The organism is Yersinia sp. J1, from assembly GCF_050586585.1.
In the GTDB taxonomy this organism is placed as follows: Bacteria; Pseudomonadota; Gammaproteobacteria; order Enterobacterales; family Enterobacteriaceae; genus Yersinia; species Yersinia entomophaga.
This window is the reverse complement of sequence record NZ_JBOBDP010000004.1, coordinates 202,918-226,820: the sequence shown is the minus strand read 5'-3', so window position 1 is coordinate 226,820 and position 23,903 is coordinate 202,918. Positions and strand designations below refer to the sequence as shown.

Below are 23,903 nucleotides of genomic sequence, written 5' to 3'. Positions count from 1 at the left end.
CAATCGCCTTCCCTTCTTATATTTATAAAACCACTTATATCAATCAAATCATTAGCCTAAACGAACCGACAGCATACTCAGCGATCCCATTTCGATTCCTTCGGTCGGTAGAGAAATAGCTTCTTTTCCGTCCCAGGCTCCCAAAATATACAGCAGCGGCAGGAAGTGTTCCGGAGTCGGGTTTGACAGCGCCGCGCCCTCATGATCCATAAAATGGACCAGTGGATGGTTATCCCCCTGATAATCAAGGTTATCCCTGACGTACTGTTCAAAAGATTCGGCCCACGGATAAGGGCTAGCCTCTCCCTTCCAGTTAACCATTCTCAGGTTATGAACCACGTTACCACTGGCCACAATCAGCACACCCTGCTCACGTAGCACCGCCAGCTTACGCCCTAATTCATAGTGATAAGCCGCTGGCTGGGTACCATCAACACTGAGTTGCACCACCGGAATATCGGCGTCAGGGTACATTTTAATTAACACTCCCCAAGCTCCGTGATCCAAACCCCATTCGCGGGTATCGGCCATCACTTCAGCAGGTTTCAGCAGTTGCTGAATTTGCTCTGCAAGCTCAGGCGAACCGGGAGCCGGATACTGAGTATCAAACAAAGCCTGTGGAAATCCGCCAAAATCGTGAATAGTCCGCGGTTTTCCCATTGCTGTTACCGCAGTTCCACGGGTATACCAGTGGGCGGAAATAGCCAAAATCGCTTTCGGCCTAGGAATCGCCTTACCCAACGCACGCCATGCCAAGGTATGACTGTTTTCTTCCAGCACGTTCATCGGGCTACCGTGGCCGAGAAACAGTGCAGGCATACGAGAGGTGTTCATAGGAAATCCTTACAGTTAAATGAAATTATCAGGCTCTAGCTACAGGTTGGTCGCCAGACCTTGCAACTACATTACGCGCTTTCTTTTCATTGCACAGCCGGATAACCATGAAGAAGATAGTCAAGAAATTTGAATGTATAGCGAGGGAAGACAAAGCGGGAATCCACAGCGGAAACAGAAATGAAAAAACCGGGCTATTTTACCTGTTAAGGAAAATAAAACCCGGTTAACTCAGTCAGTTAAATCAGACAGCATTCAGAATGCTGCTAACCAAACTCAGCTGGCTTTCTGTGCATGAGCCAAGCGGTATTCCGCCAGGTCATCAATAGTGACTACTGGCATATCATGCTGTTTAGCAAAGGCAATCACTTCTGGCGCATGCGCCATGCTGCCATCGTCATTGGTCAATTCGCACAGTACGCCTGCGGGTTTAAAACCGGCCAGCGTTGCCAAGTCAATGGATGCTTCGGTATGACCACGACGAGTCAGTACGCCACCCGGTTGACCGCGCAGTGGGAAAACGTGGCCTGGACGGCTAAGATCCGCAGGTGCCGCGTTATCCGCAATGGCCGCACGAATGGTGGTCAAGCGGTCAGCGGCAGATACGCCCGTAGTAACGCCTTTAGCGGCTTCAATAGTCACGGTGAATGCGGTCTGGAACTGGCTGGAGTTGTTGGTCACCATCATTGGCAACTCAAGCTGCTGACGACGTTCTTCGGTGATACACAGACACACAATCCCACTGCCGTGACGAATTGTCAGAGCCATTTGTTCTACGGTCATGGTTTCTGCGGCGAAGACAAGATCGCCTTCGTTTTCGCGGTTTTCGTCGTCTAGCACCATCACACCTTTGCCATTACGCAAGGCGTCCAATGCACGCTCTACACGCTCGAAAGGCGTGCCAAAATCTGATAGAAGGGTCTGATTCATGGTAAAAAACCTCATTAAATTATGGATTACCAGAATCAGGGCGGTCTTGAGGAGTGTTCGCCAAATATACGGCAAAAATAACGCAAGCGGGCAGTATGCCCGGCAGATACCGTTACTCTCTCCCATCCGGACTATAACCGTCGGCCCCGGAATTACACCGGATCTGCTGACCTCTACGCTGAATGAAATTAACCACTCAATGTGAGCGCTCGCGGGCTTCCACAACGCGATACAAAAGTACCTAACTATGGTTTACCGCCGGTGGGGACTTTCACCCCGCCCTGAGAATAAGCGTAAAGACTATAACGCTAATGATTCGTCCGGGCAATTGGCAAAATGCAGAATTAAACCCTGGTCACAAAGGTTTATAGAATTGACGCCAGGCATTACACTATTAGGCAATCACTAAACATCAAATTAGGGAAATACCATGATTGACCCGAAAAAAATTGAACAAATCGCCCGCCAGGTGCATGAATCCATGCCGAAAGGTATCCGCGAGTTCGGGGATGACGTCGAAAAGAAAATCCGCCAGGTGCTGCAATCGCAACTGACTCGTTTGGATTTGGTTAATCGTGAAGATTTCGACGTGCAAACGCAGGTGTTACTGCGCACCCGCGAAAAACTGGCAATGTTGGAACAGCGGATGAGCGAGCTGGAAGCCAAATTTAACGCGGCGCCAGTTGCTGCGCAGGACGAAGCCGAGAAAACCAGCGAGTAATTATTTCCAGCGTTCAGCTTAAAGGGGCTAGAATGCCCCTTTTTTCGTTGATAAAAAACATCTTAATGTTAGCCGATGAGTCAGCGATCAACCGTTGATATGGTTGTTTTTGGCAAAATGAGCCAAAGTCCCGCAAACATAACCAGAGCGTATAAACTCTTCCACCCAATCATCAACAGCAATATGCAGCACAGCAGGCTGCCAATCATCGCCATCCAGCGTGAACGCCCTTTCAACAAGCGAATACCCGCCAACATACACAGCAAATAAATCAGCACGAAAATACCGTTGGCGTAGACGATCAGCATATCCAGCGGCAGAGAAAACCAATAAGTCAGCAACGTAGCAGCCAGACAGCAACCCACTACGGCGCTAAGGGCATTGACCGGCGTTTGGCCAGCGGATAAGCGAGCCAAAGGGCTTTCTGGGCGACTGACAGCCTGTGACCACACCATGCGAGCAAAACTCTGGGTATAAATATTCACACTGGCGAAGCACGCCAGATAGCCAATAATACAAGCGACCCAAAGTGCGCGCTGACCAAAAAGTTGCACCACTATGCCCGGTAGAGATGCGGCCGCGGCCTGCTCTGTGCCATAGGCATGGAAATGGAGTACGGCAACGGTACAACCCCAGTAAACCGCACCGGCCACCAACATGCCGATCAGCAAGGCGCGAGGAAAATCCCGTTTAGGATGGCGGAATTCTGTCGCCAGATGCGCAAAGGCTTCCAGACCGACAAAACACCAGAACATTACCGCTAATGCATTGAATATATTAGGAGGAGAAACATCGGTAATCGCTGGCCAGGGAATCTGAGCGGGGCTGATATCCCCCCGCCACCAAATCGCCGCAACCAGAGCGATAATCAACAGGGCAATCAGAGTTTGAATATTGGCGCTGGAACCTGCGCTACGGGTGCCCAGTAGCCAAATCACCAGTAAAGTAGCCAGTTGCACTATCAGCAAGCCGGTAGCACTCCAGCCAAAGATGGCCTGCCAGAAGCCAGCGGCAATCTGCAATGCCGCTGGTAACCCCACGGGAATCACCGATAAAAACAGCCAGCCCGCCACTTTACCCAAACGTGGGCCAAACGCCATATTGACGAAATGAGCCGCGCCACCAGCACTAGGGAAATGACGCCCCAGCGCGGCGAAGGCGATAGCAATAGGGAACACCAGGGCAATCAGCAGTGGCCACGCCCATAGGCTGTCGTCGCCCGCCAGCATGGCGGCTAACGCCGGTACAGCAAATACGCCGGTGCCCAGCAAGGACGTAGATAACAAACCAACGCCCTGCGCCAACCCCAACTCCTGCTTCAATCCACTCACCGTACCGCCTTATGCCATTGGCCATGGCGCAGCATCCTTACCCTGATTCAGCGGATTGAGTTAACCGCGCCCGTTTTTGATCGACTGAATAATATTAGTAGTGGAAACACCGTCTTCAAAGTTAAGTACCTTAACTTCACCGCCTGCGGCCCAGACTTCAGCGCTACCGGCGATATCTTCAGGCTTATAGTCTCCGCCCTTCACCAGTAAATCTGGTAGAACACCAGCAATTAAGCGCTGTGGCGTGTCTTCTTCGAAAGAAACGACCCAATCAACAGACTCCAACGCACCCAACACAATCATGCGTTGATCCAACGGGTTAACCGGACGTTTCTCTCCTTTCAGGCGTTTAGTGGACGCATCACTGTTAACCGCGACAATCAAACGATCGCCCAGTTTACGGGCGTTAGCCAGATAAGAGACATGACCTGCGTGCAGGATGTCAAAAATCCCGTTGGTCATGACGATTTTTTCGCCGCGCTGACGCGCCTGAGCCACCGCAGTTTTAAGCTGTTCTTCGGTCATCACGCCAAAACCAGTACTGGCACGGCCACGGATGGCGTTTTCCAGTTCGATCGGAGAAACCGTTGAAGTACCCAGCTTGCCCACCACGACACCTGCGGCGGCGTTCGCCAGGAAGCAAGATTCTTCCAGCGTTTTACCCGCGGCCAATGCCGAAGCCAATACGCCAATCACAGTGTCACCCGCGCCGGTTACATCGAACACTTCCTGCGCCTGAGTTGGTAAGTGCAGCGGCGGCTGCCCCAGTTGCAACAAGGTCATTCCCTGCTCGGAGCGCGTCACCAGCAGCGCTGACAGCTCGAAATCAGCAACCAGTTTCATACCGCGACTCACTAACTCATCTTCGGTTTTACAATGCCCTACTACCGCCTCAAATTCAGACAGATTAGGCGTCAGCAGGGTTGCACCGCGATAGCGTTCAAAATCACTGCCTTTCGGATCGATAAGCACTGGTACCTTAGCCGCACGCGCCAATTTTATCATCTGCTGAACGCTAACCAGAGCGCCTTTGGCGTAGTCAGAAAGCACCAATGCGCCAATATGAGGCAATGCCTGCTGGATACGATCAAACATAGGCTGAGGATCGACACCGTCAAATCCTTCTTCAAAATCAAGGCGGATCAACTGTTGGTTACGGGAAAGCACCCGCAGCTTGGTAATGGTGGGATGCGTTGGCAGAGACACAAAATCACAGCGCACGTTGACTTCATTCAGCTTGCTGGTCAACGCCCGCGCCGCATCATCAATGCCGGTTAAGCCAACCAACTGTGACGCGGCACCCAGGGAGGCGATATTCATAGCAACGTTAGCTGCACCACCCGGACGCTCTTCGATAGTGTCCACTTTCACCACTGGCACCGGTGCTTCCGGCGATATCCGACTGGTCGGCCCATACCAATAACGGTCCAACATCACGTCGCCAACCACCAGTACACCAGCGCGGCGAAAATCGGGCAGTGTAACTTTCATCCCATAGCTCCAAAACAGGTCATTATATTGTGGCGGATAATATCACAGGCTTTCGTTTACCAATAAAATCGGTTTTGCCTTATTACCTCAGGTAGATGAATTTCAGTACAGGCAAAGGGATTTGAATAGCGGTTTTTTCCCCTTTTGCGCAGTGCATGGCAAAAAACCGGTGTCAGAGGCAACATGCCGCAATGAAAAGGGCTATCCACTTCCCATCCACTGCCAATTTCAATTTACAGGTCAGAAAAAGGGGCGATATTCGCCCTACAGACTATTTCCAATAGATAATTAATAAAAATGATAAGAAAAGTGAAATAGTTATCCCAGCCAATGTTGCCAGCTAGCGGCCACCTGCTCTCTCTCGGCAATAAAGCAATCGGCGGCAACTTTGCTGGATAGCTCCTGTAAAGCCAGATGGTGAATCTCATCCCGCATGGTGACGTAGGCTTGGGTCAACGCCACCGCTTCCTGCTGTTCCATAATGCCGTAATTGGCCATCAGCTCGAAAATACGCACGTTATCAGACCAACGGGTTAAACGCGGCTCACCGGCGGCGTAGCGCAATACCAGATACTGGGCGATAAACTCGATATCGGTAATACCTCCCGCATCGGCTTTAATATCAAAGGTATCCCGCTGTTTACTGCCTAAGTGATTGCGCATTTTCTCACGCATTTCGCGAACTTCCTGCTGCAATGTCAGATCGTTACGCGGTTGACACAAAATACGCTGGCGAATGGCCACAAATTCCTGCTGCAGGCTTTCATCGCCATACACCATGCGTGCCCGCACCAGCGCCTGATGTTCCCAGGTCCAAGCTTCGCTTTGCTGATATTCTGCAAAGGCTTCAATGGTGCTCACCAGCATCCCTGACTCACCGGAAGGGCGTAACCGTGCATCCACTTCATATAAAATACCCGATGAAGTGCGGGTGCTAAACAGATGCATCACGCGCTGCGCCAGACGCAGATAGAACTGGCGGCCATCGATACTGCGCTCGCCGTCCGTCATCACATCTAACGGACAGTCCAGCAGGAAAACCAAGTCTAGATCAGAGCTATATCCCAGTTCCCATCCGCCCAGTTTGCCATAACCAATGACGGCAAAACCGCGCCCTTCCCGATTTTGTAAATGAGTTGGCTGGCCGTAGCGTTTGACCATTTGATTCCAGGCTTGTTGAATCACCGCGTCAATAATGGCTTCGGCAAGATAGGTTAAGTGATCGCTCACTTTCATTACCGGCAGTGCTTCAGTGATATCGCCGGCAGCAATTCGTAGCTGCTGCGCCTGTTTAAACTGACGCAACGCTTCCAGTTGTTGCTCCTCGTCATCCTCCGGCACCCGCAGTAAATACTGACGCAATTCATCACGATAAGCGCCAGGAGCAAGGGGTTGATACAGCGAATGAGGATCGAGTAATTCATCCAATAAAAGCGGGTAACGCGCAAGCTGGCTGGCCACCATCGGTGAAGCGGCGCACAGCTTAATAACGTGAGTCAGCGCTGCATGGTATTCCAGCAGCAGCTCCAGATAGGTGGTACGGGTCACAATGCTCAACAGCAGTTGAATCAGGCGGCTTAGAGCGATATCCGCATCGCGACGCGGACAAACCTCCGCCAGCAAACGCGGCATCAGTTGATCCAGCTTATCCCGACCGCGCGGCCCAATGGTGCGTTTATCCACGTCATGACGGAAAGAAGCGAGCGTGCTAAGGAAGTGTCTGCGCGCATGTTCATCTAAATGCGGAGTCAAGGGCGCCAAATCACCTTCATCCAACGCATCCTGCCACAGACTGTTATACGAAACATAGCAGGCATCTTCGCCAACATCAGGGGTATCATCGCCAATTAGATCGTCAAATACCAAACGAACGGACTGCATGTGATTGTCCAGCGTATCCGTCAGCTCCGCCCAATTCCGTTTCCCCATTCCCCACGCCAGACGCGCTTGATTCAGCCCATCACTCGGCAAAGTTTGGGTTTGTTCATCACCAATCGCCTGTAAAAGATTCTCTAAACGGCGTAAAAACAGGTAGCTGGTGCAGAGATAGTCAACCTGCCGCTGAGTGAGTAATCCCAGCTCTGCTACCGCCTGTAGCGTGGGCAGCAACGCTCGTTCCTGCAAACGCGGCTCGCGGCCACCGCGAATCAATTGGAATACCTGCGTAATAAATTCGATTTCCCGAATTCCACCTGCGCCCAGTTTTATATTGTCTTTTAGGCCGCGGCGTCGTACTTCGCGGGCGATCATGCCTTTCATATTACGCAGCGATTGAATCACGCTAAAATCTATATAGCGACGGAATACGAAAGGCCGCAGAGTTCGACGCAGCTCCTGGCTATAATAATCCTCCGCACCGCCCATCAGCCGCGCCTTCACCATCGCATAACGTTCCCAATCGCGACCTTGTTCCTGATAATAGTCTTCCAGCGCGGCGAAGCTCAGCACCAGCGGGCCGCTATCGCCAAAGGGACGCAGCCGCATATCGACCCGATAGACAAAACCATCAATGGTTTGCTGATCCAACGCCTTTATCAGCCGCTGCCCTAAACGAGTAAAGAACTGCGCGTTATCCAGCTCCCGACGGCCACCTTGGGTATGGCCATTTTCCGGATAAGAGAAAATCAGATCGATATCAGAGGAAAAGTTCAGTTCTCCGCCGCCTAGCTTTCCCATCCCTAAAATCAGCAAAGGTTGTGGAACTCCCTCGCTATTACAAGGCGTTCCCCATTCTTTGCAGCAGGTTTGATACAGCCAATCGCGGCTGGCAATAATAATGCTTTCCGCCAGCCCGCTCAGCTGTTGCAAGGTTTCTTCCGTGGTACTGGTCTGCAACGCCTGCGACCACGCAATACGCACCATCATTCGCCGCCTGAATAAGCGCAGTGCCTTCATCAGCGCGGCTTCATCCTGCACTTCGCTCAGCACCTGGCCCAGCCAATCCGGGTATCGTTGCCACTCATCCGCCTGCGGCGGCTGCTGGTGTAGCTCATCCAACCATTCGGGATGAATCAACAACATATCACTGACAAAATCACTTAGCGTCAGCACTGCAACGTCTTCTTCTGTTAACGTCCGGCTTATCGGAAGCTCATGAAAACGCTGTACAATACTTTGCGCTTGCACCTGTAATTCTGAGGAGAGTGGCAACATTTCGAATCCCTATACAAAACAGCCTGCAAAAAGCAGGCTGTTAATCAGTTAACGCGCAGCTCCGTTGAGCCAGAAAGCGGGCTGAGCCAACGCCTCTTTACGGGCGGTATCACGCCAGTGTCCCTGACGTTCAACAATAGCCTGTTGCAGACCAAACCATCCATCAATGTATGGATGCCATTCGCTCTGCGGATAGAAACCGGATAATAGCTGGAAAGAAAGAATCTGACGATTCAAGCGAGGCAACTGCGCCAGATAGCCATCGTCATCCATATGATGTGTAAAGGCTTCTTTCAAATCTGCAGCGCTGCGACTCAGCATAATATCGGCAAAACGCTTAAAGGAACCCTGTAGCTTTGACTGCCCTTTAGCATCGAGGAACGGACGCCAGCCAGCGTTAACCAGCCAAGATGTGAGCGCCAACTTACATTTAAGATAAGCGGCGCTGTAGCACAATTGTTCCGCCTCGGCATTTTTCGCCGCCAGTAAAGGTTCCAGCTCGGTCAAGAGTGCCCGCAGCTCAGTGCTGGCTTTACGTGGCACCAAACCACCAAATACCGTCATGATCTGACGAATCATCGCTAACGCTTCGATTATCATGGCTTTTGCTGATTCATCGCCACGCAGCCACAGTTCTTCATGGTATTGCCAGTGATCCAAGGCCATTTCCAGACCCGCAGACATTCCCTGCTCAACGGTAGACTTAGGCGCAGGCTGCACCACCAACAACGGACGAACTTCCCGCGCCGGATTGCCTTTTGCCAAATGGTAGCCGCGCGCAGCTTTACTCAGGCTCCCCTGACGCAGACCGCCGTTTTGCGCCAGTTCTGCCGCCAACGCCAGAAGATCCGCCTGATTCCCCTGCTTTAGCTCCAGCTCCACTTCGTGCAAAGCTTCGCTGAGATCGTTGGCTGTAACATTGCCCAGATCCAAAGCCAGTTCAATCAGGCTTTGCTGGTAAGTAACTACCCACTTTTCACGCACAAAGTCGGTCTGGAATAGTGGTTTCAGTTCAGCCTGAAGCGCGGTGACATCCCAGCCTTCCGGCCAGATTTCCACAGGAAATTGCGCCAAATCCAACTCTGGTTTATCAATAGTGACATTATATTCTGGGCGCTGATGCAAACCGCCGACCACCTTGCCACCGGTTTTTATCGTCATTTCAAATTGCCCATCACAGCCGCGAATACGTAAGCCCATATCATGCTCGCGCAGGCGACCGTCTTCGGTTTCAAAGTAGATATTGGTCAGCGTTTGTGGCGCGAAATGTTCATGTGGCCAGGACGCAATCTGGCCCGGCAAGGCAGCAATGGCTGCTGGAGTAGCGATAAATTTTAATTCTATTTCAACGGTCATAATTTCATTCACACCGATATTTGCGAGATTATGGGCATTATGCGCCATTCGCGATAATTTGCCTGTTTTACACCGCTTTTTCTGTACGAAAAGTCTCGTGCAGCAGGCGAGTCAAACCCTATTTTAACCTGATTTGCCGAGTCTGCCCTACTAGCTTGATCAGACTAATTTTAGTTTCTGAAAAACCGGCGAAAATCGCGCTAAACCCGCACTGGCATTGAGAGTAAGATAGTTCTCATTCCGGTTTATGCGTTGCGTCGGCAAACTGAACCCTCTACTATCGTTCCATAAATTCACTCATAAACGATGATCTAATGCAGAAATTACGCCTAATTTGTCTCGCAGTGCTAAGTCTAAGCATCAGTTGGGGCGCGCACGCTGAAGAAAAACGCTACATCTCCGATGAGCTAATCACCTACGTCCATAGCGGCCCCGGTAACCAATACCGCATTCTCGGCACGCTAAATGCCGGCGATGAAGTCACCCTGATCAGCGTTAACGAAGCGGCAGATTATGGCCAAATTCGCGACAGTAAAGGGCGTACCACTTGGATCCCAATGGATCAATTGAGTCAGTCGCCAAGTATGCGAGTGCGTTTACCTGATTTGGAACAACAGGTTAAAACCCTGACGGACAAACTGGCTAATATTGATAATAGCTGGAATCAGCGTACCGCTGAAATGCAGCAGAAAGTTGCGGCCAGCGACGGCGTGATTAACGCGCTGAAACAAGAAAATGCAGCGCTGAAAAACCAATTGGTTGTCGCGCAGAAGAAAGTGAACGCCGTCAACCTACAGTTGGATGACAAGCAGCGCACCATTATTCTGCAATGGTTTATGTACGGTGGCGGCGTTGCCGGTATCGGTCTGCTGCTGGGTCTGGTATTGCCGCACCTTATCCCAAGCCGTAAGAAAAATAACCGCTGGATGAATTAATCGCGGAAACTGTAGATTGAATCCTATCGGCTGCCATCAGGCGGCCGATTTTATTTGCTCGCCCCACCTCGCTATACTCTGGTCAGGCCTTAAGCCTCTTATTTCAGAATCATCGATACAATCGGTATCAGGAGAATAACAGTGAATATCTACCTGGTCGGCGGTGCCGTACGCGACAATTTATTAAATCTGCCGGTCACCGAGCGGGATTGGGTAGTGGTCGGTGCCACTCCTGAGCAGTTGCTTTCTCTAGGTTATCAGCAGGTCGGCAAGGATTTCCCGGTATTCCTTCATCCGGTCAGCCGTGAAGAATATGCTTTGGCACGTACCGAGCGAAAATCCGGTCAGGGTTACACCGGCTTTACCTGCTATGCCGCACCGGACGTCACGCTGGAAGAAGATTTACTCCGTCGGGATCTGACCATCAACGCCATTGCCCGTAGCGCGGAAGGCGAACTTTTTGATCCTTATCATGGCCAAAAGGATCTGGAAAACCGCATTTTGCGCCATGTTTCTGACGCCTTTGGCGAAGATCCACTACGCGTACTGCGAGTCGCCCGCTTTGCCGCTCGCTTTGCTCATCTGGGCTTTTCTATCGCGCCAGAGACTCAGATATTAATGCGCCAAATGGCCGACAGCGGCGAGCTTTCGGCGCTCACGCCAGAGCGCGTATGGAAAGAAACAGAAAAAGCCTTAATCAGCCAGAGTCCACAAACCTATTTTCAGGTTTTACGCGACTGCGGCGCGCTGGCTGTGCTGTTCCCGGAAATTGACGCGCTGTTTGGCGTGCCTGCTCCGGAGAAATGGCATCCAGAGATTGATACCGGTATCCATACTTTGATGACGCTGGCCATTGCCGCACAGCTTAGTCCAGACATTGATATTCGCTTCGCCGCACTGTGCCACGATTTAGGCAAGGGACTGACGCCCAAAGAATTCTGGCCGCGTCACCACGGCCATGGCCCCGCAGGTGTCAAACGGGTAGAGAAAATGTGCCAACGCCTGCGAGTACCCAATCCTATTCGGGATTTGGCAAAACTAGTGGCGGAATATCACGATTTGATTCATACCGTCGATAAATTGCGCCCGGAAACCCTACTCAAGTTGTTTGACGCCATTGACGTCTGGCGCAAACCGGAACGTTTAGAGCAAATGATTATGACCAGCGAAGCCGATGCCCGTGGACGCACCGGTTTTGAAAATAATCCTTATCCGCAGGGCGATTATCTGCGCGCGGCCTATCAGGTTGCTAATGGCGTGTCGATCAAGGAAGTGGTTGCCAGCGGCCTGCAAGGTCTGGCGATTAGGGATGAAGTCAAACGTCGCCGCCAGCAAGCGTTGGCAGACTGGAAACTGACTCTCTGCGAAACTAACCAGAACAGCGAATTTCAATAAACAGGTGTAAAAAAGCCCTGTTAAATCAGGGCTTTTTTTGGCATTTATTAACTTAAAAAGTTTACATAAATACCCAATACACTGCCGCGGCCACTACAAAACGGTAAATAGCGAAAGGCACAAACGAGATTCGCTTAATCAATGACAGGAAGGTTTTGATAGCAATCAGCGCCACCACGAATGCCGTAGCAAAACCAACGGCAAACATCGGTAAATCGCCCAAAGTCAGGAAGTGCAGGCTCTTATACAAATCCAATCCGCTGGCACCCAACATCATAGGTACGGCCAGAATAAACGAAAATTCAGATGCTGCATAACGGCTCACGCCGGTCAGCATACCGCCAGAAATGGTCGCCCCAGAGCGGGAGAAGCCCGGCCACAGAGCTAAACACTGGAAGCAGCCAATCATAAATGCCTGACGATACGTAATATCGTCCAACCCAACCGCTTTAGGGTTTTTAGGTTTCAGCCATTCCGCCGCCAGCAGCAGCAGGCCGCCGACCACCAAGGCGTACATCACACTTTGAGGCTGAAACAATGACTTTATCGCATCGTGGAATACCAGACCCAAGACGACCGCCGGAATCATGGCCAATAATATGTGCCCGAGCGTTAAATGACCGCCGGTCTGGCCATCGTTAGCCACTTTCTTACCGCCAAAGTGGATACCGATCAGGCCGAACAACCTGCGCCAGAACACCACGACCACGGCCAGAATCGAGCCTAACTGGATGATAACTTCGAAAGTTTCAGCTTTCTCACCGGTAAAGCCCAAGAGATGGCCCACGATGATCATATGTCCGGTTGATGATACTGGTAGAAACTCGGTTAAACCTTCGACCACGCCCAGAATAAATGCCACAAACAGCGAATACATATCCGTCATCTACGCTACCCATACCCAATAAGAGAAAACCACAAAAAACGGCAATGTTATAGAAAAACACTGCCGTTTAAATTCTATTAAATTGAAAACATCAACCGCCGTAATATGACCAGCTTATCAATGGATGGTTTCATTTTTATGGCACTTTGTCGCCAGAAAAATCAGCAGGTTCGCTCACCGCGTTCAATTATTACGCCGACGTTGCGAGCTTCCGCTACTGCGCCAGGTTTGCTGACCTTGATTCTCACCCAGGGAGAAGCAAAACGCTGCAATAATATTTCGGCAACTTCTTCTGCCACTCGCTCAACCAACGCAAAACGCTGGCCTTCGACGTGTTTCAAGATGGCATCGCTGATATCAGCATAGCTTAAACAATCGCTGACATCGTCACTGGCGGCCGCTTTGCGGTTATTCCATCCCATTTCGATATCGAACACTAACTTCTGTTTAATAGTCTGTTCCCAGTCATAAACACCGATGGTGGTAATCACGCTGAGTTCTTCAATAAATACGATGTCCATCACGTCATTCTCTGTTTTTGTGCCTACCGGATATCACTTCCAGCCGAATATGCGTATTATCCACTGATGTTGCGATTAAAACGACCATTATTAAACGGGGCGGCGTTATGAGTGCTATCGCGCTTGGTATGATTCTCTTCGCGTATTTGTGTGGCTCAATTTCCAGCGCGATTCTGGTGTGTCGAATCGCTAAATTACCCGATCCGCGTGAAAACGGTTCAGGGAATCCCGGAGCGACCAACGTATTACGCATCGGCGGCCGCACGGCAGCGGCGGCAGTATTAGTGTTTGATGTGATAAAAGGTATGCTGCCGGTATGGATCGCTTATCTTCTGCATGTTTCCCCTCTTTACCTTGGCATTACCGCTATCGCCGCCTGTCTGGGCCATATCTATCCGGTATTCTTTAATTTTCGCGGTGGCAAGGGCGTAGCGACGGCTTTTGGTGCTATCGCACCTATCGGCTGGGATCTCACGGGTTTAATGACAGGAACCTGGCTGCTAACAGTACTGTTGAGCGGTTACTCCTCATTAGGTGCGATTGTCAGCGCCCTGATAGCCCCGTTTTATGTCTGGTGGTTTAAACCACAGTTTACCTTCCCGGTCGCTATGCTTTCCTGCCTGATTCTGATGCGTCACCACGATAATATTCAGCGTTTATGGCGCGGTCAGGAAAGTAAAATTTGGGACAAGTTGAAGAAGAAAAGACAGAAAACCGCTGCCGAAGAAGCAGAAGAACAGGAGTTGGAAGACTGATTTAGCGCTCGTCCGCTCCCGTAACTCAGTTCTGATGACAGAGCGAGAGCGAGGCAAGCGCTGAGGATTAAAAAAGCGGAGTGAGTGGGCTAAAATCCATGAACATTTTGAATGACTGCGGCAACGCAGCCGCAGCCCTGCCTAGACTTTCGGAAGTTCAGCCAACGGCCAACGTGGCCTAACCGACACCGTCAACTCGCTATTCACACCAGTTTTCAGCCTAATCATGCCCGCATAAGCGATCATCGCGCCATTATCTGTGCAAAATTCAGGACGAGCGTAGAACACTTCGCCGCCGCGTTTTTGCATCATTTCGGCTAATTTACGACGCAATGTGGTGTTGGCGCTCACCCCACCGGCGATAACTAAACGTTTGAAGCCGGTTTGATCCAGCGCCCGTCTACATTTGATTGCTAATGTATCCACGACCGCATCTTCAAAGGCGCGAGCAATATCGGCGCGAGTCTGATCGTCATTACCGTTGGCGCGAATGGTATTGGCGGCAAAGGTTTTCAGGCCGGAAAAGCTAAAATCTAGCCCCGGACGGTCAGTCATTGGCCGAGGGAACGTGAAGCGGGAAGCATCCCCTTGTTGAGCCATACGTGACAGCATCGGCCCGCCGGGATAATCCAGACCTAACAGCTTTGCGGTTTTATCGAAAGCTTCACCAGCCGCATCATCAACGGATTCACCAAGCAGTTGGTATTCGCCAATGCCGGTCACGCTGATTAATTGCGTATGACCGCCGGAAACCAGCAAAGCGACAAACGGAAACTCTGGCGCGTTTTCTTCCAGCATAGGCGCCAACAGGTGGCCTTCCATATGATGAACCGGCACCGCAGGCACATTCCAGGCAAAAGCCAACGCGCGGCCAATGGTGGCACCAACCAGCAAAGCACCGACCAAACCCGGCCCGGCGGTATAGGCTACGCCGTCGATATCTTCCGGTTTCAGATTGGCTTCTTTTAAAGCAGCCTGAATCAGCGGTACGGTTTTTCGCACGTGATCGCGCGAGGCCAGTTCAGGAACTACGCCGCCGTAATCTGCGTGTAATTTGACCTGACTGTATAATTGGTTGGCTAACAGACCGGTTTCATCGTCATAAACTGCAATTCCGGTTTCATCGCAGGATGTTTCTATACCCAAGACTCGCATTACATTTCCCATCATTCACGTGCGGCGGACAGTTTACCACAACCGTGAGGACAGTCATGGTTTCTGCTATTGACTGTTTATTTAGTTTTTCAGAAAACATCATTTCCCTATGCAATGGCCTGATTTCTCTGCGGAAGGTCGCCAGAATGTTGTTGAGTCTCACTATAATTGAAAAAATTGTTGATTCGTTCGACCCGAACCGCTGTTTAGTATATAATCAGCGCCCGCCGCACTTCTGATAATAAAACAGTGGTCGGTCATACAGGGGCGTGCCTGTTTCAATTTGCTGTGGTGCTTTACAACGCAGCATCCATTGAAGTAAAATTCCGCACCATTTTGAGAAGGCTGGCACTTGGCCAGCAGAAACCGATTTCTATTGAGGTGAGAGGCACATGCCGGTAATTAAAGTACGTGAAAACGAGCCATTCGACGTAGCTCTTCGTCGTTTCAAACGTTCCTGCGAAAAAGCAGGTGTTTTAGCTGAAGTTCGTCGTCGTGAGTTCTATGAAAAACCGACTACCGAACGTAAACGCGCTAAAGCTTCTGCTGTAAAACGTCACGCGAAGAAATTGGCTCGCGAAAACGCACGCCGCACTCGTCTGTATTAATTCTTCGGGGGCAACCCCGCAGCGTGATTTGTTAGTTTCTAAGAACGCGCAGACCGAGTAGTTGCAACGAAGGCCGTGCTTTCCGAAAGGAATGCGCGGCTTATTCTCGTTTATGGACTAGCGAATAGGGGCTTATGGCTGGACGAATTCCGCGGGTATTTATCAATGACTTGCTGGCTAGAACCGACATCGTCGATCTTATCGATGCCCGGGTAAAGCTGAAGAAGCAAGGCAAAAATTATCACGCGTGTTGTCCGTTCCATCATGAGAAAACACCCTCATTCACCGTTAATGGCGAAAAGCAGTTTTATCACTGTTTTGGCTGTGGTGCCCACGGCAACGCGGTAGATTTTTTGATGAATTACGATCGACTGGAGTTTGTCGAAAGTATCGAAGAATTAGCTACCATGCACGGGCTGGAAGTGCCTTACGAGGCAGGAACCGGCAGCACGCAGATCGAACGTCATCAACGACAAAGTCTTTATCAATTGATGGATCAGCTTAGCGCTTTCTATCAGCAGTCACTCAATAGCCCATCAGCTAAACAGGCACGTGGTTATCTCGAACACCGCGGTTTGAGTGAAGATATTATCCACCATTTCGCCATTGGTTTTGCTCCCGCAGGTTGGGACAATGCCTTAAAACGCTTTGGTCGTGATGCCGAAAGTCGTACCGCACTGAACGATGCCGGTATGCTGGTGACTAATGATACAGGGCGAACTTACGACCGTTTCCGTGAACGCGTTATGTTCCCAATTCGCGATAAGCGCGGGCGAGTAATCGCTTTTGGTGGTCGTATTCTGGGGGACGGTGTTCCCAAATACCTCAACTCACCGGAAACAGAAATTTTTCATAAGGGTCGCCAGTTATACGGCTTGTATGAAGCACAGGTTATTCATCCCAATCCAACGCGTTTACTCGTGGTGGAGGGGTATATGGATGTGGTGGCGTTAGCGCAATTTGGCATTGATTATGCCGTTGCCTCACTTGGAACCTCAACGACGGCTGAACATATTCAGCTGCTGTTCCGCGCCACCGATCAGGTTATTTGCTGTTATGACGGCGACCGGGCTGGCCGAGATGCCGCCTGGCGGGCATTGGAAACCGCTCTGCCCTATTTGAACGATGGCCGTCAGCTACGTTTTATGTTTTTACCTGACGGAGAAGATCCCGATACGCTGGTGCGTAAAGAAGGTAAAGAGGCGTTCGAACAAAGGATGGAGCAGGCGCAGCCGCTATCAACCTTCTTGTTCGAAACTCTCATGCCGCAGGTCGATTTGAGCAGCCCCGATGGGCGAGCCAAATTAAGTACCTTGGCGCTGCCTTTAATCAGCCAGGTGCCGGGAGAAACGCTGCGGCTTTATCTGCGCCAGCAGTTAGGTAACAAATTAGGCATCCTGGATGATAGTCAGCTAGATAAGCTGATGCCTAAACAGGCTGAAAACACGAATACCTACCAACCGCCCCAGCTAAAACGCACAACCATGCGTATACTTATAGGGCTACTGGTACAAAACCCGCAACTGGCTACACTTATTCCCTCACTACAGGGAGTTGAGCAGGCGAAACTGGCTGGATTACCGCTATTTATTGAGCTGGTAAATACCTGTTTGGCTCAGCCGGGGCTGACGACAGGCCAATTGCTGGAACAGTATCGTGATAATAAATTCAGTCAACAGCTTGAAACCTTGGCAACTTGGAACCACATGATTGCTGAGGAGATGGTCGAGCCGACCTTTGTCGATACGCTGGCGAGTCTGTATGACTCAATTTTGGAACAGCGTCAGGAAACATTGATTGCCCGCGATCGAACACATGGATTAAACGCCGAAGAACGTAAAGAGCTTTGGTCTTTGAATCTTGCGTTAGCCAAGAAGAAATGAACTACCCAACGGCTTAATTGCCGATAAATGCGGGGGCGAATCCCTGCAATATGCCGCCATAGCGGGCAGCGGCGAAAAAAAAAGCCCCAAATGCTATTGTTGGCGGTTTCGCCGACCGACACCAACCCAAATACTCTGAAGTGTGGATACCGTCTTATGGAGCAAAACCCGCAGTCACAGCTGAAGCTACTTGTCACCCGTGGTAAGGAGCAAGGCTATCTGACCTATGCTGAGGTCAATGACCATCTGCCGGAAGATATCGTCGATTCCGATCAGATCGAAGACATCATCCAGATGATTAATGACATGGGTATACAGGTGCTGGAAGAAGCACCTGATGCCGATGATTTAATGCTGGCCGAAAACACCAATGATACCGACGATGATGCGGCTGAAGCTGCTGCACAGGTGTTGTCCAGTGTCGAATCCGAAATTGGTCGTACGACCGATCCGGTCCGCATGTATATGCGTGAAATGGGTACCGTTGAGCTTCTGACCCGTGAAGGCGAGATTGATATTGCCAAGCGTATCGAAGACGGTATCAATCAGGTGCAATGTTCTGTTGCAGAATATCCTGAAGCTATTACTTATCTGTTAGAGCAATACGATCGCGTTGAAGCTGGCGAAGCCCGCCTGTCCGACCTGATCACCGGCTTTGTTGACCCGAATGCCGAAGAAGATATTGCGCCAACCGCAACCCACGTAGGTTCAGAATTGTCCGCCGAAGAGATGGACGATGATGACGACGAAGATGAAGACGAAGACGACGACAGCGAAGACGATAACAGCATCGATCCGGAACTGGCGCGTCAAAAATTCAGCGACCTGCGCGAACAATACGAAAACGCACGGAAAGAAATCAAGAAAAATGGCCGTAGCCATGCCAGCGCTGCCGCTGAAATTCTGAAACTTTCTGAAGTTTTCAAACAGTTCCGCCTAGTGCCTAAGCAGTTTGACTATCTGGTCAACAACATGCGCACCATGATGGATCGCGTTCGTACTCAAGAACGTATCATCATGAAGCTGTGCGTTGAGCAGTGCAAAATGCCGAAGAAAAACTTCGTCACGCTGTTTGCCAGCAACGAAACCAGCGATACCTGGTTTGCTGCGGCTGTCGCGATGGGTAAACCATGGTCTGAAAAACTGAAAGACGTAGCGGAAGATGTCCAACGTAGCCTGCAAAAACTGCGTCAGATCGAAGAAGAAACCGGTCTGACCATCGAGCAAGTGAAAGATATCAACCGTCGTATGTCTATCGGCGAAGCGAAAGCTCGTCGTGCGAAGAAAGAAATGGTCGAGGCGAACTTGCGTCTGGTTATTTCTATCGCTAAAAAATACACCAATCGCGGCCTGCAATTCCTTGATTTAATTCAGGAAGGCAACATCGGCTTGATGAAAGCGGTAGATAAGTTTGAATACCGTCGTGGTTATAAGTTCTCGACTTATGCCACTTGGTGGATTCGTCAGGCAATTACCCGTTCCATCGCAGACCAGGCGCGCACCATCCGCATTCCGGTGCATATGATTGAGACAATTAACAAACTCAACCGTATCTCCCGTCAGATGTTGCAGGAAATGGGTCGTGAACCTACCCCGGAAGAATTAGCAGAACGTATGCTGATGCCGGAAGACAAGATCCGCAAAGTGCTGAAGATCGCGAAAGAGCCGATCTCAATGGAAACGCCAATTGGTGATGATGAAGATTCACATCTGGGCGATTTCATCGAAGATACTACGCTGGAGCTGCCGCTGGATTCTGCTACCTCAGAGAGCCTGCGTTCCGCAACTCACGACGTGTTGGCTGGCTTGACCGCTCGTGAAGCGAAAGTTCTGCGTATGCGTTTTGGTATCGATATGAACACTGATCATACTTTGGAAGAAGTTGGTAAGCAGTTCGACGTAACCCGTGAACGTATTCGTCAGATCGAAGCCAAAGCGCTGCGTAAACTGCGCCACCCAAGCCGTTCAGAAGTTCTGCGTAGCTTCCTTGACGATTAATCGTCAGCGCACTTGAGTCAAAAAACCCCGGTTAACCGGGGTTTTTCTTTATCTATTATCTATTCTGCATCAACTTTCATCGGCTTTTTCGTTCAGCCGAAGATAAACCTGACGATAGGCAGCTACTAGCTCGTCCAGCGTCGCACGATTCAATCCGCTGGGATTAGGCAATACCCAAACCTCAGTATTACCGATCTTTAGCTCCTGACGCCCCCACTGCATTTTACGTACGCCAAAAGCACTGCTAAAGGCCTGCTTGCCTAAAACAGCCAGAATCCGAGGTTGGTATAGGGTTATTTTATCAATCAGTTCCTGCGCGCCCTGACGCAATTCTGCCGCAGATAACTCCGCTGCCGCTACCGTGGGCCGTTCTACCAATGCGGTAATGCCACAGTCGGTATCCAGTAGTTCTAATTCATCCTCAGGAGCCAACTGGCGTTTAGTGAACCCGGCCAAATGGATAACTTTCCAAAAGCGATTGCTCCTATTGGCAAAGTGAAAACCGCGATTGGCGCTGCTCAGCCCCGGATTAATACCGCAAAATACCACTTTCAACCGTGGCCGCAGAATATCTGTAATCATAGGCACCCCTGAATGAATGTATAAACCATCACTCATTCTATCAACAAATACAACCATCTAGATTTGCACATAAAACACGCACATAGCTCGCTAACTGTAGACCTATGGCTAAAAACTACCGTATAATCGCCGCCACATATGGCCCCTTAGCTCAGTTGGTTAGAGCACGCGACTCATAATCGCTTGGTCACTGGTTCAAGTCCAGTAGGGGCCACCAAATTTTAGCTGTTAAATCAGTATATTAAGCCACTTCTTCGAGAGTGGCTTTTTTGTTTTCGGGGATTTTTTTGTTTTTGGGGCTAATGCCCCCAAAGTGCCGCCAGCCACCAGATCTGCGGTTCGCGACGACAGTTTGGTGCTTTACCTATTAACCGGCTTTACCTATTTACCTATTTACCTATTTTATCGGCTTAACCGGCGATCTCTGGTTTTTACAATTTAGTCTTGCAGGCCTATCTCTCGTTACGAACCTTCTGCGCGGTAGCACTTCTCATACAGTTTGCCCTGGACGTAATACCAGAGTTCGTTATCCGAAATAACTTGTATTGCCTCCGGCTGCCCGCTCCCCAACACATGGTAATAAATGCTGCCGTCTTCTTTCTTGGCATAGAAAATTTCGTGTCCCGGACGCTGTAGCGATAACAGGTTGGCGTCCCTCGTCATCTCAAGGTGCTCAACCTTGCTGTCAAACATCTGATTTTCGCATACATAATCACTGGCCGATGCCTGGAAAACACATAACGACATTGCAGCCATACCCAACTTCCACAACATTATATTTCTCCCTAACACGGATAGGCTTCCTGAGATAAAAGCTATCACAATGATAAAAAATAATAACCTAAACGAAAGCTTTAATATAAATACCTACATTTAATAATACATCTTGCTTATATCTCATCTGCCAAACACCCTTAAATCAGATTTTTTCCCATTTTTTGTCCTATATTTATACGTGATATTAACCTGTGCAATGGAGCCCTGTGTTTGGGAGATAATATGAAAAAGAAAATCTTGGTTGTTGTCACCAGCGTTGAGAAATACCCTACTCTTGAGCGCGCAACCGGCCTGTGGCTTGGTGAAGCAGTGCATTTTGTGAAAAAACTGCAGAATGCTGGCTATGAAATTGACTATGTCAGCCCCAAAGGCGGCTACACGCCAATTGACCCCCACAGCCTGAGCATGGCAGATAAAACCGATTGGGAGTGGTATCAAAACAAGGACTTTATGAATAAGCTCGGCGCAACGCTGAAGCCAGAAGAAATTAAACCGGAAGATTATGACGTTATTTATTATGCCGGCGGCCACGGCGTCGTGTGGGACTTCCCGGATAATAAGCCGCTGCAAGAGATCAGCCGTAAAATATATGAAAATGGCGGCATTGTCTCGTCAGTATGTCACGGTGCCGTTGGCCTGCTGAATATTAAACTGTCAGACGGTTCTCTGCTGATTAAAGATAAAACCGTCACCGGCTTCAGTAATGAAGAAGAAAAGCTGGCTGAGCTGGATAAATATGTCCCGTATTTGACCGAAACTGAAATGGTTAAACGCGGCGCTCAGTACCAAAAAGCAGACAAAGCATGGGACGCTTTCGCCGTAGCTGATCGTCGGGTGATTACCGGTCAGAATCCAGCCTCTGGCGGTGCGGTTGCCGACGAAGTGCTGAAAGCTCTAGGCAAATAAGTACAACTCGTGCGGTTTGATCCGCCGTGATAATAAGCCACTCTCTGCGAGTGGCTTATTAGTTTCTATCCGCTATATCATTGCCTCAATATCATCAATTCTGGCTCATCTTAATGAAATCTGAAGCCTTAAAAACCCGCTTACGCGGGCTTATGAATAATGACATCACTTTGGATAATTAACTTTTGCAGTCGTTAATCCGTACATCGTTTTTATAGATACAGTTTGAAACCAGTTTGCCTTCTTCATTCCAGACCTGCGAAGCGCCCTCCTGTTTACCAGCAACATAATTTGTCACCATCTCTTTTTTACCATCCGCATACCAGCGTTTTACGGCACCGTTCAATTCACCGTCTTTATAAGGTTTTTCTTCTTTCAACTGGCCGTTGGAATGCCACTGTTTCAGAACGCCAACCTCTTTATGATCGTTATCCCACTGCCATTGCAGGGTTTGCACGCCCTCTTCATTCCATTGACCCAGGCTACGCTGCGCGCCTTTAACGTAAAAGTCTTTGCTTTCAACCTTACCATTTGGGTAATAGCTGATAGACCAACCTTCCAGCTTGCCGTCTGCGAATACCTGTTCATTACGTAAGGTGCCATCTTCGTAATAGCTTTTCGTCGGCCCATGCGGCTGCCCTTTTACATAGGGGTTGCTGCTGCGCACTTTTCCATTCGGGTAATATTCCAGATTAGTGCCGTCAAAAACGCCGCCCCGATAACTAAATTTGGCGGATAACTTACCCTTTTCGTCATAGCTCTCATCAATACCATCAACCGGTTTATCATTATGGAAAGTGCTGGATGTCGCCTTGCGCCCGTTCTCATGATAAAGAGTGGTTAAACCCTCACGTAAGCCATTGGCGTCTAAGCTGCTGTCTACGCTGACTTTGCCATTGCTGAAGTAGGTTTTATAGGGATGAACCATTTTGCCGGAAGCAAAATCTTCCGCATCAATATAACCTTCAACGTGTAGTTTGCCGGTGTTGACGTCGTAGACTTCCATTTTCCAGGCCTTCAGCTTTTGGTCATAAGGCATTGGCATTTTTTGTACGTACTGAGCGTCAGCTTCTCTTACCGGCTCCAGTTCTTCACTCAGATAAAGCATGCCTTTAGTAACCGCTTTAGGAGCAAACTCTGGGCAAGTTTGAGCATTGCAATCGTCAGCGCCGTGTACCATGGCTACGCTGCCCTGACAGTCAGCCAGAAACATCAGCATTGGAGTTTGATCGTCCATCAACGCTTTGAGCTTGCCCGCAACTGAGCCAAACTCTTTGGCTGGCGCGCCGATAGACTCCGGCGTGATGTAGGCAATATTGTTTCCGCAGGCGTGCTTGGAAGACAGCGTTAACCGCAGCGCCGGGCCGCTGTAATCCATACTTGCCGGTAATTTTGCGTTGGCCTCCATGCCAACAATAATCGCAGGATGGTGAGTTTCCAAACGCGCAGCCGCTGGCCACATTAATGCGATGCTCAGTGCCGAACCCACGCAAAGATTCCAGTGTTTCATTGACTTTCAGTTCCCTCTAAGGTGCCGTTTACGGCTAATTTAAGTGCCAAGCTGCTGGCATATCGAACGCAATGTCCGAGTTACTCTCAGCAGCGCTATACAGGCTGCTAATTTTTATAGTGCTATTCTATTCGTTGGCGATATTCATATAACCAGTCAATTCCAGATAACCAAAG

At 49.9% G+C, this 23,903-nt stretch carries 20 protein-coding genes, 1 tRNA gene and 1 riboswitch; of the genes, 9 read left to right on the top strand and 12 right to left on the bottom strand.

Going from position 1 to position 23,903, the window contains the following annotated elements; translation table 11 throughout:
* Positions 1-51: 51 nt before the first annotated feature.
* Both ygiD and ribB read right to left on the bottom strand, forming a co-directional pair.
* Positions 52-834: a 4,5-DOPA dioxygenase extradiol gene (gene ygiD, locus ACQ4OC_RS09490; protein WP_064515177.1), complete on the bottom strand. Its 783-nt coding sequence runs from the start codon at positions 832-834 to the stop codon at positions 52-54.
* Positions 835-1,110: 276 nt separating this feature from the next.
* A complete protein-coding gene (gene ribB, locus ACQ4OC_RS09485; protein WP_064515179.1) occupies positions 1,111-1,764 on the bottom strand; it encodes a 3,4-dihydroxy-2-butanone-4-phosphate synthase in 654 nt (217 codons plus the stop codon).
* A 110-nt stretch (positions 1,765-1,874) separates the two neighbouring features.
* A riboswitch (FMN riboswitch) is annotated at positions 1,875-2,057 on the bottom strand.
* Between the two features lie 137 nt (positions 2,058-2,194).
* Here ribB and ubiK point away from each other — a divergent pair.
* Positions 2,195-2,485 carry a ubiquinone biosynthesis accessory factor UbiK gene (gene ubiK / locus ACQ4OC_RS09480; RefSeq protein WP_430971124.1) on the top strand — a complete coding sequence of 97 codons (291 nt, stop codon included), beginning with the start codon at positions 2,195-2,197 and terminating at the stop codon, positions 2,483-2,485.
* Positions 2,486-2,565: 80 nt separating this feature from the next.
* Here the strand turns inward: ubiK and yjeH are convergent, their stop codons facing one another.
* The 4 genes from yjeH to ACQ4OC_RS09460 all read right to left on the bottom strand — a co-directional run bounded on the left by yjeH (position 2,566) and on the right by ACQ4OC_RS09460 (position 9,816).
* Complete coding sequence (yjeH, locus tag ACQ4OC_RS09475; RefSeq protein WP_064515183.1) at positions 2,566-3,816, bottom strand: L-methionine/branched-chain amino acid transporter; 1,251 nt, start codon at positions 3,814-3,816, stop codon at positions 2,566-2,568.
* A gap of 60 nt (positions 3,817-3,876) precedes the next feature.
* Complete coding sequence (gene hldE / locus ACQ4OC_RS09470) at positions 3,877-5,307, bottom strand: bifunctional D-glycero-beta-D-manno-heptose-7-phosphate kinase/D-glycero-beta-D-manno-heptose 1-phosphate adenylyltransferase HldE (protein WP_064515184.1); 1,431 nt, start codon at positions 5,305-5,307, stop codon at positions 3,877-3,879.
* 318 nt (positions 5,308-5,625) lie between these two features.
* Positions 5,626-8,460, bottom strand: coding sequence for a bifunctional [glutamate--ammonia ligase]-adenylyl-L-tyrosine phosphorylase/[glutamate--ammonia-ligase] adenylyltransferase (gene glnE / locus ACQ4OC_RS09465; protein WP_430971123.1), 2,835 nt, complete (start codon positions 8,458-8,460; stop codon positions 5,626-5,628).
* A gap of 48 nt (positions 8,461-8,508) precedes the next feature.
* Positions 8,509-9,816 carry an inorganic triphosphatase gene (locus tag ACQ4OC_RS09460; protein ID WP_064518378.1) on the bottom strand — a complete coding sequence of 436 codons (1,308 nt, stop codon included), beginning with the start codon at positions 9,814-9,816 and terminating at the stop codon, positions 8,509-8,511.
* 314 nt (positions 9,817-10,130) lie between these two features.
* On the opposite strand from ACQ4OC_RS09460, the gene ACQ4OC_RS09455 reads away from it, so the two are divergent.
* Positions 10,131-10,751 carry a TIGR04211 family SH3 domain-containing protein gene (locus tag ACQ4OC_RS09455; RefSeq protein ID WP_064515188.1) on the top strand — a complete coding sequence of 207 codons (621 nt, stop codon included), beginning with the start codon at positions 10,131-10,133 and terminating at the stop codon, positions 10,749-10,751.
* 141 nt (positions 10,752-10,892) lie between these two features.
* On the top strand, positions 10,893-12,146 hold the full coding sequence (locus tag ACQ4OC_RS09450) for a multifunctional CCA addition/repair protein (RefSeq protein WP_064515190.1): 1,254 nt from the start codon (positions 10,893-10,895) through the stop codon (positions 12,144-12,146).
* 61 nt (positions 12,147-12,207) lie between these two features.
* Here ACQ4OC_RS09450 and bacA read toward each other — a convergent pair whose 3' ends face one another.
* Entirely contained in the window at positions 12,208-13,032 is an 825-nt protein-coding gene (bacA, locus tag ACQ4OC_RS09445) for an undecaprenyl-diphosphate phosphatase (RefSeq protein ID WP_049597795.1), read from the bottom strand.
* Between the two features lie 161 nt (positions 13,033-13,193).
* Entirely contained in the window at positions 13,194-13,553 is a 360-nt protein-coding gene (gene folB, locus ACQ4OC_RS09440; protein WP_064515192.1) for a bifunctional dihydroneopterin aldolase/7,8-dihydroneopterin epimerase, read from the bottom strand.
* A 107-nt stretch (positions 13,554-13,660) separates the two neighbouring features.
* Between folB and plsY the strand changes: the two genes are divergently transcribed.
* Positions 13,661-14,308 (top strand): glycerol-3-phosphate 1-O-acyltransferase PlsY, encoded by a 648-nt coding sequence (plsY, locus tag ACQ4OC_RS09435; protein WP_064515195.1) that lies wholly within the window; start codon positions 13,661-13,663, stop codon positions 14,306-14,308.
* A gap of 141 nt (positions 14,309-14,449) precedes the next feature.
* Here the strand turns inward: plsY and tsaD are convergent, their stop codons facing one another.
* Entirely contained in the window at positions 14,450-15,463 is a 1,014-nt protein-coding gene (gene tsaD / locus ACQ4OC_RS09430; protein ID WP_064515197.1) for a tRNA (adenosine(37)-N6)-threonylcarbamoyltransferase complex transferase subunit TsaD, read from the bottom strand.
* A gap of 392 nt (positions 15,464-15,855) precedes the next feature.
* On the opposite strand from tsaD, the gene rpsU reads away from it, so the two are divergent.
* The 3 genes from rpsU (at position 15,856) to rpoD (ending at position 19,952) form a co-directional block, all read left to right on the top strand.
* Positions 15,856-16,071: a 30S ribosomal protein S21 gene (gene rpsU, locus ACQ4OC_RS09425; protein WP_001144069.1), complete on the top strand. Its 216-nt coding sequence runs from the start codon at positions 15,856-15,858 to the stop codon at positions 16,069-16,071.
* A gap of 134 nt (positions 16,072-16,205) precedes the next feature.
* Positions 16,206-17,954, top strand: a complete 1,749-nt coding sequence (gene dnaG, locus ACQ4OC_RS09420) for a DNA primase (RefSeq protein ID WP_049597799.1) — start codon at positions 16,206-16,208, stop codon at positions 17,952-17,954.
* Between the two features lie 156 nt (positions 17,955-18,110).
* Positions 18,111-19,952, top strand: coding sequence for an RNA polymerase sigma factor RpoD (rpoD, locus tag ACQ4OC_RS09415; RefSeq protein ID WP_064515199.1), 1,842 nt, complete (start codon positions 18,111-18,113; stop codon positions 19,950-19,952).
* Between the two features lie 69 nt (positions 19,953-20,021).
* Here the strand turns inward: rpoD and mug are convergent, their stop codons facing one another.
* Positions 20,022-20,534, bottom strand: a complete 513-nt coding sequence (gene mug / locus ACQ4OC_RS09410) for a G/U mismatch-specific DNA glycosylase (RefSeq protein ID WP_064515201.1) — start codon at positions 20,532-20,534, stop codon at positions 20,022-20,024.
* A 140-nt stretch (positions 20,535-20,674) separates the two neighbouring features.
* On the opposite strand from mug, the gene ACQ4OC_RS09405 reads away from it, so the two are divergent.
* Positions 20,675-20,751 (top strand) — tRNA-Ile (locus ACQ4OC_RS09405).
* 245 nt (positions 20,752-20,996) lie between these two features.
* On the opposite strand, the gene ACQ4OC_RS09400 is transcribed toward ACQ4OC_RS09405, so the two are convergent.
* Positions 20,997-21,308: a hypothetical protein gene (locus ACQ4OC_RS09400; protein ID WP_064515264.1), complete on the bottom strand. Its 312-nt coding sequence runs from the start codon at positions 21,306-21,308 to the stop codon at positions 20,997-20,999.
* Between the two features lie 225 nt (positions 21,309-21,533).
* Here ACQ4OC_RS09400 and ACQ4OC_RS09395 point away from each other — a divergent pair, with 225 nt between their 5' ends.
* Positions 21,534-22,217, top strand: coding sequence for a type 1 glutamine amidotransferase domain-containing protein (locus tag ACQ4OC_RS09395; protein ID WP_064515266.1), 684 nt, complete (start codon positions 21,534-21,536; stop codon positions 22,215-22,217).
* 178 nt (positions 22,218-22,395) lie between these two features.
* On the opposite strand, the gene ACQ4OC_RS09390 is transcribed toward ACQ4OC_RS09395, so the two are convergent.
* Positions 22,396-23,727, bottom strand: a complete 1,332-nt coding sequence (locus ACQ4OC_RS09390; protein WP_064515268.1) for a toxin-antitoxin system YwqK family antitoxin — start codon at positions 23,725-23,727, stop codon at positions 22,396-22,398.
* Positions 23,728-23,903: the final 176 nt, after the last annotated feature.